The 18,606-nt window shown below is 45.3% G+C and carries 18 protein-coding genes and 4 tRNA genes; 14 read left to right on the forward strand and 8 right to left on the reverse strand.

The genetic code is table 11. The features are described 5' to 3' along the window. The first annotated feature begins 12 nt into the window (after positions 1-12). Together C510_RS0100610 and mnmA are read left to right on the forward strand one after the other, a co-directional pair. Entirely contained in the window at positions 13-3,309 is a 3,297-nt protein-coding gene (locus tag C510_RS0100610; RefSeq protein ID WP_018709397.1) for a DUF499 domain-containing protein, read from the forward strand. A 287-nt stretch (positions 3,310-3,596) separates the two neighbouring features. After that, a complete protein-coding gene (gene mnmA / locus C510_RS0100615) occupies positions 3,597-4,661 on the forward strand; it encodes a tRNA 2-thiouridine(34) synthase MnmA (RefSeq protein WP_018709398.1) in 1,065 nt (354 codons plus the stop codon). Between the two features lie 20 nt (positions 4,662-4,681). Here the strand turns inward: mnmA and C510_RS0100620 are convergent, their stop codons facing one another. After that, complete coding sequence (locus tag C510_RS0100620; protein WP_018709399.1) at positions 4,682-5,284, reverse strand: MarC family protein; 603 nt, start codon at positions 5,282-5,284, stop codon at positions 4,682-4,684. A gap of 180 nt (positions 5,285-5,464) precedes the next feature. On the opposite strand from C510_RS0100620, the gene C510_RS15920 reads away from it, so the two are divergent. The 6 genes from C510_RS15920 to C510_RS0100650 are packed head-to-tail and all read left to right on the forward strand — an operon-like array spanning position 5,465 to position 11,399. Continuing rightward, positions 5,465-6,202 (forward strand): Crp/Fnr family transcriptional regulator, encoded by a 738-nt coding sequence (locus C510_RS15920; RefSeq protein WP_022340111.1) that lies wholly within the window; start codon positions 5,465-5,467, stop codon positions 6,200-6,202. 38 nt (positions 6,203-6,240) lie between these two features. Next, entirely contained in the window at positions 6,241-8,280 is a 2,040-nt protein-coding gene (locus tag C510_RS0100630; protein ID WP_018709401.1) for a M3 family metallopeptidase, read from the forward strand. Further along, positions 8,277-8,750 carry a DUF4847 family protein gene (locus C510_RS0100635; protein WP_018709402.1) on the forward strand — a complete coding sequence of 158 codons (474 nt, stop codon included), beginning with the start codon at positions 8,277-8,279 and terminating at the stop codon, positions 8,748-8,750. Before C510_RS0100630 ends, C510_RS0100635 begins: the two co-directional genes overlap by 4 nt. A 4-nt stretch (positions 8,751-8,754) precedes the next feature. Next, entirely contained in the window at positions 8,755-9,207 is a 453-nt protein-coding gene (locus tag C510_RS0100640) for a deoxycytidylate deaminase (RefSeq protein ID WP_022340108.1), read from the forward strand. Continuing rightward, the gene (locus C510_RS0100645; protein ID WP_018709404.1) at positions 9,197-10,930 is read left to right on the forward strand and encodes a S41 family peptidase; all 1,734 of its coding nucleotides are present in this window, start codon (positions 9,197-9,199) and stop codon (positions 10,928-10,930) included. The genes C510_RS0100640 and C510_RS0100645 overlap by 11 nt, the downstream gene beginning before the upstream one ends. Further along, positions 10,842-11,399 carry a 5-formyltetrahydrofolate cyclo-ligase gene (locus C510_RS0100650; protein WP_081621806.1) on the forward strand — a complete coding sequence of 186 codons (558 nt, stop codon included), beginning with the start codon at positions 10,842-10,844 and terminating at the stop codon, positions 11,397-11,399. Before C510_RS0100645 ends, C510_RS0100650 begins: the two co-directional genes overlap by 89 nt. Here the strand turns inward: C510_RS0100650 and C510_RS0100655 are convergent. After that, on the reverse strand, positions 11,374-11,664 hold the full coding sequence (locus C510_RS0100655) for a DciA family protein (RefSeq protein ID WP_018709406.1): 291 nt from the start codon (positions 11,662-11,664) through the stop codon (positions 11,374-11,376). The genes C510_RS0100650 and C510_RS0100655 overlap by 26 nt on opposite strands. Continuing rightward, on the reverse strand, positions 11,651-12,775 hold the full coding sequence (gene recF / locus C510_RS0100660; protein ID WP_018709407.1) for a DNA replication/repair protein RecF: 1,125 nt from the start codon (positions 12,773-12,775) through the stop codon (positions 11,651-11,653). The genes C510_RS0100655 and recF overlap by 14 nt, the downstream gene beginning before the upstream one ends. 148 nt (positions 12,776-12,923) lie before the next feature. Between recF and C510_RS0100665 the strand changes: the two genes are divergently transcribed. From C510_RS0100665 to C510_RS0100690, 6 genes are all read left to right on the forward strand, one after another. Continuing rightward, positions 12,924-13,598: a tetratricopeptide repeat protein gene (locus tag C510_RS0100665; RefSeq protein WP_022340104.1), complete on the forward strand. Its 675-nt coding sequence runs from the start codon at positions 12,924-12,926 to the stop codon at positions 13,596-13,598. A gap of 126 nt (positions 13,599-13,724) precedes the next feature. Further along, positions 13,725-14,219 (forward strand): 6,7-dimethyl-8-ribityllumazine synthase, encoded by a 495-nt coding sequence (gene ribH, locus C510_RS0100670; RefSeq protein WP_018709409.1) that lies wholly within the window; start codon positions 13,725-13,727, stop codon positions 14,217-14,219. Positions 14,220-14,279: 60 nt separating this feature from the next. Next, positions 14,280-14,362, forward strand: a tRNA-Tyr gene (locus C510_RS0100675). Between the two features lie 9 nt (positions 14,363-14,371). Beyond that, positions 14,372-14,447: transfer RNA gene (locus tag C510_RS0100680), tRNA-Gly, on the forward strand. Between the two features lie 10 nt (positions 14,448-14,457). Continuing rightward, positions 14,458-14,540, forward strand: a tRNA-Tyr gene (locus tag C510_RS0100685). A 9-nt stretch (positions 14,541-14,549) separates the two neighbouring features. Then, positions 14,550-14,622: transfer RNA gene (locus C510_RS0100690), tRNA-Gly, on the forward strand. Between the two features lie 229 nt (positions 14,623-14,851). Here C510_RS0100690 and C510_RS0100695 read toward each other — a convergent pair. From C510_RS0100695 to yajC, 5 genes are all read right to left on the reverse strand, one after another. Next, positions 14,852-15,994, reverse strand: a complete 1,143-nt coding sequence (locus C510_RS0100695; protein WP_018709410.1) for an OmpA family protein — start codon at positions 15,992-15,994, stop codon at positions 14,852-14,854. A 143-nt stretch (positions 15,995-16,137) separates the two neighbouring features. Then, positions 16,138-16,542: a DUF5606 family protein gene (locus C510_RS0100700; protein WP_018709411.1), complete on the reverse strand. Its 405-nt coding sequence runs from the start codon at positions 16,540-16,542 to the stop codon at positions 16,138-16,140. 78 nt (positions 16,543-16,620) lie between these two features. Further along, positions 16,621-17,211, reverse strand: coding sequence for a dephospho-CoA kinase (gene coaE / locus C510_RS0100705; protein WP_018709412.1), 591 nt, complete (start codon positions 17,209-17,211; stop codon positions 16,621-16,623). After that, a complete protein-coding gene (locus C510_RS0100710; RefSeq protein WP_025892143.1) occupies positions 17,204-18,235 on the reverse strand; it encodes a CdaR family protein in 1,032 nt (343 codons plus the stop codon). Before C510_RS0100710 ends, coaE begins: the two co-directional genes overlap by 8 nt. 16 nt (positions 18,236-18,251) lie before the next feature. Further along, entirely contained in the window at positions 18,252-18,572 is a 321-nt protein-coding gene (gene yajC, locus C510_RS0100715; protein ID WP_018709414.1) for a preprotein translocase subunit YajC, read from the reverse strand. Between the last annotated feature and the right edge of the window lie 34 nt (positions 18,573-18,606).

An 18,606-nucleotide genomic window follows, 5' to 3' on the forward strand; every position in this document is an offset into this window, starting at 1 on the left:
AGAATTATAGATATGAACGATAAGATACATAAAGCCCTCGGCATCTTTCTAGATGCCATGCGTCCGTTTGTAGTAGGCTTCCTGCAACAACATTTTCCGAATGAGCCATGGGAAAGATTATATTTTTCCAGATTGAAAGTTCCCAAACGGGCCACCTGGAATCAGGCACTGAAAGCACAAGGTGAAAATCAATCATGCATCAGCCTGATTGATTACAATAACTTGACGGATTTTGCACTCGGTTTTAAGCAAGAACTGGGTATAGAATTCGGACTCCCGGATAAGGCAAATAAATTCATCAGTTATCTGCAAGAGCTGAAAGATATCCGCAACAAGTGTAACCATTATCAAGTTTTGGATAACGAAGAAATAGACGGTGCCTATCTCTATATCAAACAGGCTGCCAAACTGATGAAAATGGATGAACTGGTCAGCGAAATAGACAATATTAAGAATCAAGAACAACCAATGGCACAACCCGTCCAAGCAATGGCTCCTCCAATGCAAACTGCCGCCGTAACCATGCGAGAAGATGCTCCTATCCCTGCATGGTTCACCAACGTATATCCTCATTACGACATTCGAAACGGCGTACTGGATGAGTCAATCTTCGCAGCCAATCTGGGAGAAGTAGCCTTGGGTATCGGACAGGAAGTTTATAACAATCCGACAATATTCTTCGAAAAAACCTATATCACTGCCGGACTTCGAGACATTGCCAACCGGGTGGTTCGTGCATTGAATGGTGAAGAAAGTGAGAACCGAGTCATCTCATTGCAAACAGGATTTGGTGGTGGTAAGACCCACACTTTGATTTCATTATATCATATAGCCAAAGCCGGACGTTCATTGTTAAGTTCCGCCTATACAACCCATCTGTTAAATAAAGATATACATCCTGAATACAATGACGCAAAGGTTGCCGTCTTTACCAATAACACAACCGATGTCGCACAAGGACGTACTACAAAGGAAGGTATAACCATTCATACCTTATGGGGCGAATTAGCCTATCAACTAGGAGGAGCAGAAGGCTACAATAAGGTACGAGCCAACGATGAAAGTCGGACAGCACCTTCTTCTTCCATATTCAAGCCTATTCTGGCTCAAAACACACCTTCTCTAATCCTGATTGATGAGTTGGCAGATTACTGTAATAAAGCCAATGGAATAATGGTAGGTAAAGGCACCCTTTATACACAAACAGTAAGTTTTCTGCAAACACTGACCGAATCAGTCGCTACAGTGCCTCGATGTGTATTGATAGCCACTCTTCCTGCCAGTGCAACAGAAGTAGCTTCATCAGAAATTGGCCAACAGATACTTTCTTCTTTGGAGAACCGTATTGTACGTGTGGGTACTGGCATCAAACCAGTAGATGATGAAGAAATATTCGAAGTGGTTCGCCGTCGGTTATTTGAAAATGTTGGAAACCCGGAAGTGATAGAGCAAGTACTAACACGATATAAGAATACCTACCACAATCGCCGTTCTGATTTACCAGCTGAAGCAGACCGTATAGAATATATCAATAAAATGCGTAAATCTTATCCGTTCCACCCGGAACTGATAGATATGTTTCGCTTAAAATGGGGGAACGACCCACATTTCCAACGCACACGAGGTGTATTGCGTTTGTTGGCCTCCATCGTCAAGGATTTATGGAGCCGTCGTGGTTCTTTAAGCGGCTCACAAGCTCTGATACACACTTCAGATGTCAACCTCACCAATTTACCAACCTTAACAGGAACTATCACCAGCTTGATGGGTAGCCAATGGGAAACGGTAATGCATGCCGATATTATAGGCACTTCAAGCAATGCTTATAAAATAGATAACGAAGACCCGCAAAGCAATAGTTGTAAATACAGTTTAGCACAAGGAATAGCCACCACACTACTAATGAGCAGTATAGGCGGATCGCAGAACAAAGGATTAAACATAGAACAATTAAAACTTTGTATGCTTCGCCCATCTGCATTCCAGCATAGCGAAATCAACAATGCCTTGAACAAACTGGAGCAGGTTGCTTATTACCTTTATTCAACCAATGTAGGAGCCAAAACTTATTGGTTTCAAGCAAAACCTAACATTAATATTCTAATTAATAGTGCTAAATCAGAAATATCAGCAGCAGATGTCAAGGCTGATATACTAAAACGGCTAAATAATCAAATAAACAGCAACAGCCAACTGCGCATATTAATCAACCCATCAGGTGATGTTCCCGAGCAGAAAACATTGACCTTAGTCATATTAAGTCCGGACTATGCTACCCAAATCAACTCAATTAACAAGAAAGTTGAAAATTATGTAGAACAAATTGCTACTAAAAAAGGAAGTACACAGCGCATTTTCCGGAATACAATATTCTATCTGACTTGCTCTGAAAGCCAGCTTGGGTTATTACAATCTAAACTGACAGAGTACTTGGCATGTGAAAGAGTACAACATGAATATAGCGGGCAATTGGACATAGATCAAAAAAAGGATATTATTGACAAGAAAAATGATGCTAACGAACAAGCTAATACCCAGTTGATTTCTGTGTACAACATTGCCATGCGTTACTCTGCAACCGATGGTTTAGAAGTCTTGGAATTACATGACTTTGCCCGCGATATGCAGACGCAAATTACGGACAAATTAATAGAAGCTATTATTGAAGAAGAATGGTTGATACGTTCGATTGGCATCGGAACATTGAAAGCCAACCGTCTGTATCCTACCCTCGAAAATCCTATCAATGTAACTGCACTATATGAAGCTTTCCTGCAATATGATGACAAACCCATGATTACAGGAACAGATGCTGTAGCCAGCACTATCCAAAAATATTGCTACAACGGTGAATTCAATGTGGCTTTCGGAGAAGAAGGGAATTATTCACGTATCTATCATCGTGAAAACATCTTTGGGCTTGATGTCACTGACCGTCAATATTGGTTGACAGATAAGAGCGTTATACCTAAAGATAAAGAAGAAACGGAATCTGGGAATAACAAGACAAAATCAGAAAACAATTCCCATACACCACCAGATAATTCTCCGCATAAGCCAGATGATGTATCACCACAATCAATACGTCATTTTAAATCTATCAAAATTTCCGGTAAAATTCCTGTTGACCAATGGACCCAATTATTTTCTAGTTTCATTGTGCCACTAAATCAAAACAAATTGGAAATTGAGGTTTGCTTTAAAGCTGGTTCCACTCCCTCTAAACCACTTGACGAATCAGCACAGATCTATAAAACAGTGAAAGAATCTGTTCAACAATTAGGATTAAAATTAGAAGAGGAAGAATAATATAACTAATGAAAATAAAATCAATCATTTAAGATTTATTCCAAATGTGATTACAAGAATAAATTTTAAATGGTTGATTAAAAGCCAAGATATAACCTTAATTTTAGCATTATTTGTTTTAGTAACCAAAAACCAAGAAATAAGATTCGCAGCCATAGCCTATTTTATAGTCCATCAACTTAATATTCTAACGAAAAAACATCCGGATACTCCACTGACTATACCACATTTAAGGTATTCCACAGATATAGAAAGAACGGTATCTTTGCCCCCGGAAAAAGAACGATATGAAGATAGCAGCATTACTCTCGGGAGGTGTAGACAGCGCCGTAGCGGTACACCTCCTGTACGAACAAGGATACAGACCCGACCTGTACTATATCAAGATAGGTATGGACACCGACGAGTCACTGACCTGTACGGCGGAAGAAGACATCGAACTGGCTACAGCGACCGCCCGGAAATACGGGCTTTCCTTCGACATCATCGACTTGCAGAAAGAATATTGGGAGAACGTAGTGGCCTATACCATCGACAAGGTAAAGCAGGGTTTCACCCCCAATCCGGACGTGATGTGCAACAAGCTCATCAAGTTCGGCTGTTTCGAAGAAAAAGCCGGATATGCCTACGACAAGATTGTGACCGGACATTATGCCTCTACCGAAGAAATCGGCGGGAAGGTATGGCTGGCTACCGCCAAAGACCCGGTGAAGGACCAGACCGATTTTCTGGCCCAAATCAACTACCTGCAAGTCTCCAAACTCTGGTTCCCGCTAGGCGGTTACCTGAAGCAGGAAATCCGTACGATAGCCGAACAGGCCAAGCTGCCCAGTGCCCGACGCAAAGACAGCCAGGGCATCTGTTTCCTTGGGAAAATCAACTACAACGATTTTATCCGCCGTTTCCTGGGAGAAAAACAGGGAAAGATTATCGAACTGGAAACCGGCAGGCAACTGGGCATCCACAAAGGATTCTGGTTCCACACCATCGGACAGCGGAAAGGACTGGGGCTGAGTGGCGGTCCGTGGTTCGTTGTCGAAAAAGATACGAAAGAGAACATCCTGTATGTATCGCGGGGCTATGATACCGAGAAACAATACGGGAACGAATTCCGGCTGGTGGACTTCCATTTCATCACCGAAAATCCGTGGACAGAAACGGAAACTCCGGTCTGCTTCAAGATACGCCACACAGACAGCTTCCAGAAAGGAACATTGATAAATACCCCCGAAGGGTATCGGATAACAAGCAAAGAGAAACTGCAAGGAATCGCCCCGGGACAATTCGGGGTAATCTACGACAAGGATGCCCACCTGTGCATCGGGAGTGGAGAAATACGGACGGTGAAATAAGACACCGCCCGTTTTTTTCGTTATTGGGCAGCCTTCTGGAACTGTTCAATCAAGGAAGTAAGGTTGGCTGTAAACAGACGGGCAGAGATAGCCAGCAGAATGATACCGAAAAACTTACGGATAACATAGATACCTCCCTTTCCTAACACACGTTCAATACGGTCGGTCATCCGAAGTACAATGTATACCCATACCATATTCAGAATCAATGCCAGTACGATATTGACAGGAGCATACTCGGCACGTAACGACAGCAAGGTGGTAAAGGCACCGGCTCCAGCCAGTAACGGAAAGACCAACGGAACCAAGGTAGCTTCCTTGATAGGTCCTGTATTCTTGAAAATCTCTACATCCAGAATCATTTCGAGCGACATCATGAAAATCACAAAGGCACCGGCTACGGCAAACGAAGCGATGTCTACCTGAAACAGGCGGAGCATCATATCGCCGGCATAAAAGAATCCCAAGAGCAGGGCAAAAGCAATAAGTGTAGCCTTCATGGAATTGACCGAACGGCCCTTTTGTTTCAAATCCAAAATGATAGGAATGGAACCGATGATATCGATTACCGCAAACAGCACGATGAATGCGCTCAAAAACTCCTGAAAATTAAAAGTACCCATAAGTCTAAGTTTAAATCCGTACGCAAAGATAATCTTTTTCAGTTAAAAACCACATACCAAAGCCTGCTATCGGACACGAATAAACAAAAAAAGATAAAACCACGAAAAAATTCGTTGAGAAAAAAGAAATTATCGCTAACTTTGTGTGTTAAACAGTTCTTTAACAAAGTTAATTGGCATATGGAAATCACAATGTACGATAAGTTGTTGCAATTACCCCTGTTTCAAGGGTTATGCAAAACTGATTTTACCAATATTCTGGAAAAAGTCAAATTACATTTTCAGAAATATACGCCCGGCTCTTACCTGATAAAGCAGAACGAACCGTGCAACCACCTTGTATTCATTCTATCGGGACAAATCCAATCTGAATCGACAGACGAAGTCCATGGATATACCATCCAGGAAGAACTGGAAAGCCCGACCATCATTGAACCTTATTCCCTGTTCGGCATGATGACGACCTATACCGCTTCCTACCAGGCACTGACCGAAGTACATACGGTCATGATTGACAAGAAATACGTATTGACGCAACTGAACAATTATACCATCTTCCAGCTGAACCTGCTGAACATCCTCAGCAACCGGGCACAGATGGCCTACCAGAAACTGTGGAATTCGCACATCGGTTCAACGATAGACAAAATCACCAACTTCCTGCAACTGCGCTGCACATCGCCTACCGGACAGAAGACACTGTTCATCAAGATGGAGGACCTGGCCGAACTGATTGACGACACCCGTATCAATGTATCGAAGGTACTCAACGAACTGCAACAGCAGGAACTGATAGAGCTGAGCCGGAAGAAAATCATCATTCCGGACCTGAACCGGCTGGTAGCCTATAAAGAACGGAAGCTATCCGACGATTCTCCGGAAGAAGAAACCGCAGAAACAGAAAACAGCCTCCAGTGACCGATTCCTTTTCATTTTTTGCAAGCAAATAAACTGTTATGGAAAATCCTTTATTACAACCGTACCATACACTCCATGATACTACCCCCTTCGACCGCATCGGGCTGGAAGACTACGAACCGGCCATCCGGAAGGGAATGGAAGCAGAAGACGCAGAAATCCAGCAAATCATAGATAATCCGGAAGCACCGACATTCGAAAACACCGTATTGGCGCTGGAACAAAGCGGAAAACTGCTGGACCGGGTAACCACCGTCCTCTTCAACCTGATGAGTGCCGAAACTTGCGACGAACTGGATGCGATAGCCGAAAAGCTGATGCCGGAACTCTCTGAACACGCCAACAACATCAGCCTCAACGAAAAGCTGTTCGACCGCATCAAACAGGTCTATCAGCAGAAAGACCGGCTCACCCTGACCCAAGAAGAACAGAGACTGCTGGAAAAGACATACGACGGATTCCAACGGAACGGTGCCAACCTGTCTGAAAAAGACAAGGAAACATACCGGAACCTGAGCATGGAACTCAGCTCGCTCACCCTGAAATTCTCGCAGAATCACCTGAAAGAAACCAACAAGTACGAACTGGTACTGACCGACGAAGCAGACCTGGAAGGACTACCGGAAAGCACACGGGAAGCAGCCGCTCTGACAGCCAAAGAGAAAGGGAAAGAAGGATGGGTCATCACACTCCAGGCTCCCAGCTATGTACCTTTCATGAAATACAGCAAACGCCGTGACTTGCGGAAACAACTGTATCTGGCCTATAATACCCAGTGTACCCACGACGATGAATTCAACAACGAAGAAATCGTGAAGAAACTGGTGAACCTGCGTATGCAGATAGCCCAACTGTTGGGATTCACCGATTATGCGGATTATGTACTCCGTAAACGCATGGCCGAGGACAGCACCCATGTATACAAGCTGCTGAACGACCTGCTGGAGGCCTATACCCCGAAAGCCCTGCAGGAAGTGGAGGAAATCAAGCAACTGGCCTGCAAGCAGGAAGGGACAGATTTCCAGCTGATGCCCTGGGATTTCTCCTACTACGCAGAAATGCTGAAAGAACAGAAATATGCCTTGAACGAAGAAGAACTACGCCCCTACTTCGAACTGGAGCAGGTAAAACAGGGAGTATTCGGGCTTGCTACTAAACTGTACGACATCACCTTCAAAGAGAACAAGGACATCCCTGTTTATCACCCGGATGTACAGGCCTACGAAGTGTTCGACCGTGACGGAAGTTATCTGGCTGTACTCTATACCGATTTCCATCCTCGTGCGGGGAAACGTTCAGGAGCCTGGATGACCAGCTACAAGGAACAATGGATAGAAAGCGACGGAACCAACAGCCGGCCACATGTTTCCGTAACCATGAACTTTACGAAGCCTACCGCCGAAAAGCCGGCACTGCTGACATTCTCGGAGGTGAACACTTTCCTCCACGAATTCGGTCATGCGCTACACGGCATGTTCGCCAACACCCGTTTCCAGTGCATGAGCGGAACCAATGTATACTGGGATTTTGTGGAACTCCCTTCACAGATTATGGAGAACTTCGCCATAGAAAAAGAATTCCTGAACACGTTCGCCCGGCATTACCAGACCGGAGAACCGATTCCGGAAACGCTTATCCAGCGGATTATCGACGCTTCCAATTTCAATGTGGCATACGCCTGCCTGCGCCAAGTCAGCTTCGGTCTGCTGGATATGGCCTGGTATACAAGGCAGACTCCGTTCGAGGGCGATGTGAAGGCCTACGAAAAAGAAGCCTGGAAGAAAGCCCAGGTACTGCCGCAACCGGAGGAAACCTGCATGAGTGTCCAGTTCGGCCACATCATGTCGGGAGGCTATTCTGCCGGTTACTACAGCTACAAATGGGCGGAAGTACTGGACGCAGATGCCTTCTCGGTATTCAAGGAAAAAGGAATCTTCAATACCGATGTGGCCCGTTCATTCCGAGAAAACATCCTGTCGAAAGGTGGAACCGAACATCCGATGACGCTCTACAAACGTTTCCGGGGACAGGAACCGACTATTGACGCATTATTAAAAAGAAACGATATCAAGCGATGAAAGTATTCCTACAATCTATCAAACTGTATACCCTACTACTGGCGACCCTTTTTCTGGGAGGTTGCAGCCAGGAAGATGACATTGAAGAAATCTTCTGCAGCGGCCAGTGGTCTCTGGTCAACTTCTTCGAAACCAAGAACTGGGAATCCACCAACAGCCACGGTGACACTCCGCTTATCACCAAACCGGAGACTTCGAGCAAGAACTGGATTTCCATCACGTTCAATGACGACGGAAGCGTCAAAGGAGTATTAACCGACGGTGAATTTACCGCCAGATGGCAGGGTGATGCTTCCACCCGCACGATTTCCATCACACAGGTAAAAACAACCGTTTCGCCCAACGGAACCAGCAAAGAATTCATCGAAAGGTTGAAACAAGTGAAATATTACAAAGGAGACAGCCGCACCCTGCAGCTGGCTCCTGAATCACGGACTTCGTATATCCAGCTAATGCATAACAATGACTAATCACATGGAAACACAAGAAAAGAAACAGGAACTGTTGGACAAACGCTACATGCGGATGGCAGAAATCTGGGCAGAAAACTCCTACTGCCAACGGCGGAAAGTAGGTGCTCTGATTGTAAAGAACAAAATGATTATCTCCGACGGATATAACGGAACACCTTCCGGTTTCAAAAACGTATGCGAGGATGAAAACAACCTCACACACCCATACGTACTGCATGCCGAGGCCAATGCAATTACCAAAATAGCCCGTTCCAGCAACAGTAGCGAAGGGGCAACACTGTACGTCACCGCCTCGCCTTGCATCGAATGTGCCAAGCTTATCATCCAGGCAGGTATAAAAAGAGTAGTCTACGGAGAAAAATATCGCCTAGAAGACGGATTACGTCTGCTGGAAAAAGCGAACATAGAAACAGTATATATCAATCCAAACGAAGAGAAGAGCAATGAAAAGTAACAGAAACCGTTTAATGCCGATACTGATTGCCGTCTGCCTGGTAGCAGGAATCCTAATCGGTACATTCTACGCCAATCACTTTTCCGGAAACAAACTGGGTATCATCAACACTTCCTCCAACAAGCTGAATGCCCTGTTGAGAATCATCGATGACCAGTATGTAGATACGGTAAAGATGAATGACCTGGTAGAACAGGCCATGCCACTGATACTATCGGAATTGGATCCGCATTCCTCGTATATCCCCGCCAAAGATATGGAAGAAGTCAGCGCAGATCTGAAAGGCAGCTTCAGCGGTATCGGTATCCAGTTTACCATCCAGGATGATACCATCCACATCAACAGTGTCATCCAGGGAGGTCCCTCTGAAAAAGTCGGCCTGATGGCCGGTGACCGTATCGTCTCGGTCGATGATTCCGCTTTTGTCGGTAAGATAGTAACCAACAACGAAGCCATGAAACGGCTGAAAGGTAAAAAAGGAAGCAAAGTCAAACTGGGTATCTTCCGTCAGGGAGAAAAAGATATTCTGCAGTTTACCGTCGTACGTGGAGACATCCCTGTAAAAAGCATCGATGCCGCCTACATGATTGATGAGAAGTTCGGGTATATCAAGGCCAACAAATTCGGCGAAACGACCTATACCGAACTGCTGATAGCCCTGGCACAATTGAACCAGGCCGACTGTGAAGGTATCATCATGGACCTGCGTGGAAACACAGGAGGATACATGGCAGCAGCCATCCAGATGGTCAACGAGTTCCTGCCGAACAACCGCCTCATTGTCTACACCCAGGGACGTAAATCGCCACGGGAAGACTATAACTCGAACGGAACGGGAAGCAGCCAGAAAATGCCGCTGGTGGTACTGGTAGACGAAGGTTCGGCTTCAGCCAGCGAAATCTTTGCCGGAGCCATACAGGACAATGACCGTGGAACCATCATCGGACGCCGCTCGTTCGGAAAGGGACTTGTACAGCAGCCCATCGAATTCAGCGACGGTTCGGCCATCCGGCTGACTATCGCCCGCTATTATACCCCTTCGGGAAGATGCATCCAGAAACCTTACGAAAAAGGAAAGGGTGAAGAATATGAACTGGACCTGCTTACCCGCTATGAACACGGGGAATTCTTCTCTGCCGACAGCATCAAACAGAATACCGAAGAAATCTATCATACCCGTCTGGGACGTACTGTATACGGAGGTGGAGGTATCATGCCGGATATCTTCGTTCCACAGGATACGACAGGTATGACCAGCTATTTCCGCATGGCAGCCAACCGGGGAATGATTATCCGCTATACATTCGAATATACTGACCAGAACAGGAACAAACTGTCGGAATTTGAAACTCCGGACAAACTGGAAAGCTACCTGAAGACACAGAATGTACTGGACAAATTTGCTACCTGGGCCGAAAAGAAAGGGTTGAAACGACGCAACCTGATGATGCTGAAATCGAAAAAACTGTTCGAAACCGCCCTCTACGGCAATATCATCTACAATATGCTTGGTATGGAGGCATATATCCAATACTTGAACAAGAGTGACAAGACTGTACAAAAAGCACTGGAAGTATTGAAAGAAGGAAAATCATTCCCCGAAGCCCCATCACCGGCCAACAATCCTAAGAACGATGAAAAGACAGTTGCGCAATTGGATAAAACAGCAGAAAAAACAATACTCCCCACTTCAACTTACGACGTGGTCTACCAGCTTGCTTGACAAGCTGATAGACCATCCGCGGTTCAGGGAGGCCCAGACGGTCCTACTCTACTACTCACTGCCCGATGAGGTACGGACTCATGAATTTGTGGAACGTATCAGCCAGAAAAAACAAGTGGTGCTTCCGGTAGTGACAGGCGACGAACTGGAACTGCGGAGGTATTCGGGGAAGACCGATTTAAAGAAAGGAAGCTTCGGCATTGATGAACCGACTGGAGAAATCGTAACAGATTTCTCCAGCATCGATGTAGCCATCATTCCAGGGGTAGGCTTCGACAAGCATGGAAACCGCCTGGGAAGAGGAAAGGGCTATTATGACCGTCTGCTCCCGAAATTACAAAGCTATAATATCGGTGTCTGCTTCTCTTTTCAAGTCCTTCCGGAGATTCCGACAGAATCCTTCGACCGCCCGATGGATGAAGTCTGGACCCAAGAAGGGTGCATCAGCGAAAAACGATATTCACAATAACCTGCGCACCGACATGCGCATTGAGGTTCCGTACCAGCATTTCTCTTCCCATCATCAGTTCCTGACGAAGAACAGACGAAGAGAGATGCACGTACAGAACCTGATTCTTGATATACAGATTGGTGGTGTATTTATAAATAGAAGGGCCTACCACATCTTTCCACGACTCAACCAGCCGGTACTCATTCAATGGGGTTTCCAACCCTTCCTGACGAAGCAACTGACGGATGACATCGCCTACCTGTTCGGTATTATTCCGCTTCATGAGCTTCCTCCTTCCGTTCCGTTACCATTCCACCCTCCACCTCGAAGAGTTTATAGTCTCCATCTATTTTCTTCAGGATTTTATCCAGGTGGTCACGGTTAGTATCCGTTATAAAGATCTGACCGAAATTGTCTCCCGCCACCAGTTTCACAATCTGCTCAACCCGTGACGCATCCAGTTTATCGAAGATATCATCCAGCAGGACCAAAGGAGTAGTCTGACTACCCGTCCTCTTCAGGAATTCGAACTGCGCCAACTTCAAGGCAATCAGATAAGTCTTGTTCTGCCCTTGTGACCCTTCACGCTTAATAGGAAACTCACCAAGCTGCATGACCAGATCGTCCTTATGCACACCTTTCAAAGAATACCCCATAATACGGTCACGCTGCCGGCTCTCCTGAATCAACTGTAACAAATCTCCCTGCGCCGCATGCGATTCGTAAGCCAGGCTTACCTCCTCTCTATCCTGCGAGATATAGGCATAATAAGACTGGAAAACCGGGATGAATTCATCGATGAAGGCTTTCCGTTTCTGATAGACGACAGTACCGGCTGTAGCCATCATCTCCTCCCATACCGCCATCAATTCCTCCTCGGGTTCAATATCCGATTTCAACAAGGTATTCCGCTGCATCAACGCCTTGTTATAACGAATAAGCGCCTCCAGGTATTCGCGGTCGAACTGCGAAATCACGACATCCATAAAACGACGGCGTTCTTCACTCCCGCCGGCTATCAGCAAAGAATCAGCCGGCGATACCAGAACCAGAGGAATGAATCCGATATGGTCGGACAAACGGGTATACTCCTTCTTATTCCGCTTAAACTGTTTCTTCTGTTTCCGTTTCAACCCACAATACACCTCTTCGGGTTCCGGTGTATCAGTTTCATAAAATCCCTGAATAACAAAAAAGTCCTGATCATGACGGATGTTCTGCGAGTCGATGGGATTCGTCGCACTTTTGCAGAATGACAGGTAATAGACGGCGTCCAACAAGTTGGTCTTTCCCATCCCGTTTTTACCGATAATGCAATTCATCTTTCGGGAAAACGAAAGTTCAGCTTGTTCCAAGTTCTTATAATTTAAGATGGAGATGCGTTTCAGCCACATAATGATTTCGTATTTTACGCACAAAAATAGCAATAAAAGGAAGATAGGTAAAAAAACATGCCCACAAATTTCATTAATACGTATAAATGCCTTACTTTTGCTGTCCGAAATATCGGTTCATCAGAAAATATAAAAAACAACAATAAAAATGACAGGAAAAAATCAAACTCATGATCCATTGAATGTGGATGAAGCACTGGTATCTTCAGAAGCATTCCTCTTAAAGAACAAGAATGTGTTGCTGGGAGCAGTCATCGCCGTAGTAGTTATCGTATGTGGCTTCTTGGGGTACAAACATTTCATCTCAGCCCCTAACGAACAGAAAGCTTCTGAAGCACTATTCAAGGGTGAACAATATTTTGGTTCAGACGAATACGAAACTGCCCTGAACGGAGACAAACAAGGATTTGACGGTTTTATCAAAATAGCTGATGAATTCAGTGGAACTAAAGCTGGTAACCTGGCCAACGCCTATGCAGGAATCTGTTATGCACAGTTGGGCAAATACGAAGAAGCCAGCAAATACCTGAATCAGTTCAGCGCAGACGACCAATTGGTTTCTCCGGCCATACTGGGTACTTTGGGTAACTGCTACGCGCACATGGGTCAGCTGGACAAAGCTGCCGCTACCCTCTTGAAGGCTGCCGACCGTGCAAACAGCACTTCACTGAGTCCTGTTTACCTGATTCAGGCCGGACAGATTCTGGAAAAACAAGGCAAGAATACCGAAGCCGTAGAAGCTTACAAACAGGTAAAGAACAAATATGCCAATTCTTACCAAGCTATGGACATCGATAAATACATCGAGCGTGCTTCCAAATAAATCGAAATAATTTATCCATAATAATTAGGAAGAACGGATTTCACAGTTCACACGGCCAACCGTCGTTGTGGCTATGTGGAATCCGTTTCTTTTTTTATCTTATTTATCTTAAACACTAAATCTCATATGGCAACAGCGTATCACAATCTTTCTGATTACGATTTCAATTCCGTACCTGACGCATCGGCTATGCGTTTCGGTATCGTAGTATCCGAATGGAACAGTAACATTACAGGCGCACTGCTGGAAGGTGCTGTAAATACACTGAAAAAGCATGGCGCAAAAGAAGAAAATATCCTGGTACAGACTGTACCCGGAAGCTTTGAACTGACTTTCGGATCGGCACAGATGATTAAAAGCGGAAAAGTGGATGCAGTCATCGCCATTGGCTGTGTAGTACGCGGAGATACTCCACATTTCGATTATGTATGCGCCGGGACTACGCAAGGTATTGCCCAGTTAAACGCAACTTCCGACGTACCAGTCATTTATGGACTAATTACCACCAATAACATGCAGCAGGCAGAAGATCGTGCCGGAGGTAAATTAGGAAACAAAGGAGACGAATGTGCAGTTACAGCAATAAAAATGATCGATTTTATTTGCAAATTAAAAAAATAATCGTACCTTTGCATCGCAATTGAGAAACGAAGTCAATCAAAAAGTTTTTCGAAAGCGAATGGGCAAATACCAGAGTGGCCAAATGGGGCAGACTGTAAATCTGCTGGCTTACGCCTTCGGTGGTTCGAATCCATCTTTGCCCACGCAAAATTGCGGAAGTAGCTCAGTCGATAGAGCATTAGCCTTCCAAGCTGAGGGTCGCGGGTTTGAGTCCCGTCTTCCGCTCCACTTATTGAAAGGGCAAGTACCAGAGTGGCCAAATGGGGCAGACTGTAAATCTGCTGGCTTACGCCTTCGGTGGTTCGAATCCATCCTTGCCCACGCAAAACTGCGGAAGTAGCTCAGTCGATAGAGCATTAGCCTTCCAAGCTGAGGGTCGCGGGTTTGAGTCCCGTCTTCCGCTCTCCGAGAGATGTCTGAACAGACATCTTTTTTTTTATATCCAATATCTACCTTTTCCCTCCCATCATGCCCCGTTTAAGTATCCGAAAACTTAGACATACGCTACGATTCTCCTTAAAAAGGCATGAAAAAAAAGGATGCACCGCACAAACGATGCACCCTTCAAACAATTACTACACCTTCACAGGCTCCATCAAAACAGTTTAGTTGTTTTGCGAAAAAAGACTAGCTTAGTTGTTGTTTTCATTCAGTGTTGCGATACTCACACGATTCCATGCCGGTTCTGAGAACATATCCGTAATACCCTCACCTTTAGCCGTGATGCGGTCGGCAGAGATATTGTACTTCTTCATCAACATAGCCTTGACAGATTCAGCACGTGCCTGAGCCAATTTCTGATTGAATTCCAAATTACCGTCCGGAGACGCATATCCTTTAATGACCACTGTGCTGGCCGGATGATTCTTCATGTAGATGCCGATGCGTTCCACATTAGGAATCTGTGAATTCGGGATGACAGAGCTTCCCAGGTTGAATGTCACCATTGATTCCAATGAGCGTACCTGTGTCTGTTCTACCACCATAGCCACTTCCTCAGGCTGGTTGTTCTGACAATTCTGAAGCTGTGTCTGCAACTGCTGGATAACAGCCGCACCTTCGGCCAAAGCCTGGTCACGTACCTGAATTTCTCCGCGCAACTGGTTTACCTTGTCGTTCACCGCCTCTATCGCCAGCGGATCCATCGGTTCAACCAATGTCATGTAGTGTTCACCGTTACTGTTGCCGAAGTGATAAGTCACTCCCGCCAACAATTCAATCTTAGAGCGGTTCACATTCAACGCCTGTGGACGATCTCCATCCAGACGGTAAACGATAGCCGGTTTCAAACTGAGGGTTACAGCCTTTGATTCACCCAAATTAAAGTTCAAGCTGGAACCGAAACGGGTAGTGATATAATTCCGTTCATCGCCCACTGCCTGACTCTGGAAGTTATGTCCATAACCTACACCTGCCACGGCTTCTACTTCGAACAGACGCGGAACACCGTTATAGCCTCCAAACAGGTTATTCAAGTTCATCTTACCGTTGAACGAGATATTCAGGTCATCGAAAGCTGTTTTACTCTTCGTTGTATTAATACCCGTAAGTCCCTGCAACGAGAACCCCAACACCGGAGACACCTGCTTACCAATTTCCAGACCGGTAATACCACGCATACTCTTCCAAAAAGGGGCGTGAGTTGTCGGTGTAATACCACCACCATTCAAGCCAACATACCAGTTGTCGAAGAAATTAGTTCCCATAAGGGCCTGTGCATTTACATGCAGGGATGCAGCCGTCAGGAGCAACCCCAGAAAAAAACCTTTTTTCATACTCAATTATTATTTAAGAATAGTTTAGTCAAGTCACTATATAAAACAATCCGAGTTCTAAAAGGTTTTGGATTCCATCAAAAAAGAAAAGGAGAACCCCGTTTAGACAGAGTCCTCCTTCATTTCCTAATAATATGGTCTGATTATTCAGCCGATTCTACGAAATCGGTTTCACCGGCATTTACCAGAATGTTATACCACTGAATCAGTTTCTTGATATCACTTGTATGTACACGGTCGCGATCGAAGTTAGGCAACACTGCTGCCATAAAATCCACCAGCTCCTGCTGAGAAGCTTTCTTGTAATCCAACGAAGCCACAGCACCGTTCTCTTTCTTTTTCACAGCTTCCAACACCTCAGCCAAGGGAACTTCTTCCGCATCAGTATACATGGCGATATCGCCCAAAGAAATCACCTTATCGCTAGCATACACAGGAACACGTTTCTTTTCAGCCGAAACGGTCTCTACAATCAACATATTTTTAGCCTGTGAAATCAGCTTATACAAACCCGGTTTTCCCGAGATTGCCAAAATTGTCTTCAACATAATATTTTCAGTTACTAAATTTTGAAAATTAACTAATTGCCAACAAAAATACAACTCCGTTATGACATACACAAACTATCAGGCATTTTTTCTTGCCTTGAGTGCTTGAAGCATCTTTTCCAATTGCGGTAACAGCGGACAAATGCCATCGTTCACAATCACATAATCGGCCCGTTCCTCCCGCTCCCGTTCATCCATCTGTGCCTGGATACGGGCTTCAACGGCAGCACGGTCACGTCCGTCACGCTCCATTGTACGCTGAATTCTCAGCTCCAGCGGTGCCGAAACGACACATACATAGTCCGTATGCCTATCGAATCCTGACTCGAAAAGGATGGCGCTCTCCAATCCCACCAGTTCAGTCCCCGCCTGTTCACACCAACGGTCGAAATCCCGAAAAACCACCGGGTGAATCACCGCATTCACCCGATCAGCGTTTTCGCGGCTCGCAAACAAATAAGAAGCCAACAAGTCCTTATTGAGCTTACCGTGCCGGTAAACCTGTTCGCCCAACAAAGCCATCAAACCTTGCCGGATACCCGCATCGGCCACCGTCAACTGTTTGGCACGTAAATCGGAGTCATAAACGGGTACTCCCAAACTCTGAAGCAGATGGGAAACATACGTCTTTCCGCTGCCTATACCACCTGTAATCCCTATCCTAATCATGAGCCAACGAATCCTTTGGTAAAACGGTCTGTTCCTCTATCAGGTAATCGATGGTAGCCGGCGAAATACGGATATGGCTGACATGTTCAGGTGTAGCCCACAAGATGACAGTCGCCTTGTCGCCCGATTCCTTCTGCAGGTCCGGATAAGCAACCCCCACCAGAAAATCATTCGCCGTAATCGACTTAAAATTGGCAAGACCTACCTGAAAAGTAACCTGCACCTTCGAAGGGAAAGTACGGAGAACTTTGCCTTTCGGGAAATCGAACCCTACCACCGGCACTTCAACCGTCTTTTCAGAATACATATCCACGCAAACGGCAACCTCTACCGAGGATGGCACATACTTGATACCCCGTATCGTCTGCAACGGTACATGCTTCACTACCGTATCAGTAATATCCTTCAGGTCGATAGGTTGCGTATAAGCAGTCAGGACATTCTTCAGGACTTCTTCTGGCGCATAGACCGTCACCGAATCCGGCTGACATTTCACATCGGACACGTAATACTGTCTGCCGGTCGTCACTTCCTTATTCACCGCAACAGGCACTTTCATGGCCGTACCGCGCGTATAGATAAAATCCACCGTATCCGGGCGAATGGCCAGGATGCGTGTAGTACCATTCAGCTGAGTAGCAATTTTCTTGGAGAGTTCCGAAGCAGGTATCACCACACGGGTACCTTTGTTTTCATAATCAGCGAAATCAAAGGTTGCCGGGAAGAAAGTTCTTCCCAACATATAGTTGAGCAGAATTGTTCCACGGTCCTCTACCTTCACCCGGATTTCCGACGGGATATCGGAAGTCAGTACAACCTCTTTGGGAACATTCTTCAGACGCAACGGAATCTTGAATTCGGTCTGATAGGTTTCATTCAGTATCTGCAACAGCCAGAAACAGAAAGAAATGAATACGAAAAACAAAAAAAACAGAAACTCCCGGCACTTGTCACTGAGCAGGAAGTTTCTGATTTTCCGTAGAAGAGGGATATAATATTTCTTAATGTTCTTCACATCGAACAGTCTTTTTAAATCGTTGTTATTTAGCCTGAGATTGGGCCTGGGCCTGAGCATCGGCATAGATAGAGTTCTTATCTACCTTGATCTTTACGCCCGAAGCAATTTCAACAATCACTGTACTATCTTCTATTTCTTTGATTTTTCCATAGATACCACCAGCTGTTACGACAGACTGACCTACTTCCAGTCCTTTACGGAAGTTCTCGATTTCTTTACGCTTTTTGTTCTGAGGACGAATCATAAAGAAGTACATGATAGCAAAGATGGCTACCATCATAATCAGGAAGGAGTAGTCAGCTCCGGCTCCCGCTTGCTGTAACACAATAGTTAACAAATTCATACGTTATCTTGATTATTATTTTATTTAATAGCTG

The organism is Phocaeicola barnesiae DSM 18169 = JCM 13652, assembly GCF_000374585.1.
GTDB lineage: Bacteria > Bacteroidota > Bacteroidia > Bacteroidales > Bacteroidaceae > Phocaeicola > Phocaeicola barnesiae.

Bases quoted from the DNA above. Each gene is read 5' to 3' on its own strand.
- mnmA (WP_018709398.1), top strand. From the start codon at position 3,597: ATGAAGATAGCAGCATTACTCTCGGGAGGTGTAGACAGCGCCGTAGCG.
- C510_RS0100620 (WP_018709399.1), bottom strand. From the start codon at position 5,284: ATGGGTACTTTTAATTTTCAGGAGTTTTTGAGCGCATTCATCGTGCTG.
- C510_RS0100655 (WP_018709406.1), bottom strand. From the start codon at position 11,664: ATGAAGCGGAATAATACCGAACAGGTAGGCGATGTCATCCGTCAGTTG.
- C510_RS0100700 (WP_018709411.1), bottom strand. From the start codon at position 16,542: ATGTTGAAGACAATTTTGGCAATCTCGGGAAAACCGGGTTTGTATAAG.
- C510_RS0100645 (WP_018709404.1), top strand. From the start codon at position 9,197: ATGAAAAGTAACAGAAACCGTTTAATGCCGATACTGATTGCCGTCTGC.
- C510_RS0100640 (WP_022340108.1), top strand. From the start codon at position 8,755: ATGGAAACACAAGAAAAGAAACAGGAACTGTTGGACAAACGCTACATG.
- ribH (WP_018709409.1), top strand. From the start codon at position 13,725: ATGGCAACAGCGTATCACAATCTTTCTGATTACGATTTCAATTCCGTA.
- C510_RS0100650 (WP_081621806.1), top strand. From the start codon at position 10,842: ATGAAAAGACAGTTGCGCAATTGGATAAAACAGCAGAAAAAACAATAC.
- coaE (WP_018709412.1), bottom strand. From the start codon at position 17,211: ATGATTAGGATAGGGATTACAGGTGGTATAGGCAGCGGAAAGACGTAT.
- C510_RS0100630 (WP_018709401.1), top strand. From the start codon at position 6,241: ATGGAAAATCCTTTATTACAACCGTACCATACACTCCATGATACTACC.
- C510_RS15920 (WP_022340111.1), top strand. From the start codon at position 5,465: ATGGAAATCACAATGTACGATAAGTTGTTGCAATTACCCCTGTTTCAA.
- C510_RS0100695 (WP_018709410.1), bottom strand. From the start codon at position 15,994: ATGAAAAAAGGTTTTTTTCTGGGGTTGCTCCTGACGGCTGCATCCCTG.
- recF (WP_018709407.1), bottom strand. From the start codon at position 12,775: ATGTGGCTGAAACGCATCTCCATCTTAAATTATAAGAACTTGGAACAA.
- C510_RS0100635 (WP_018709402.1), top strand. From the start codon at position 8,277: ATGAAAGTATTCCTACAATCTATCAAACTGTATACCCTACTACTGGCG.
- yajC (WP_018709414.1), bottom strand. From the start codon at position 18,572: ATGAATTTGTTAACTATTGTGTTACAGCAAGCGGGAGCCGGAGCTGAC.
- C510_RS0100610 (WP_018709397.1), top strand. From the start codon at position 13: ATGAACGATAAGATACATAAAGCCCTCGGCATCTTTCTAGATGCCATG.
- C510_RS0100665 (WP_022340104.1), top strand. From the start codon at position 12,924: ATGACAGGAAAAAATCAAACTCATGATCCATTGAATGTGGATGAAGCA.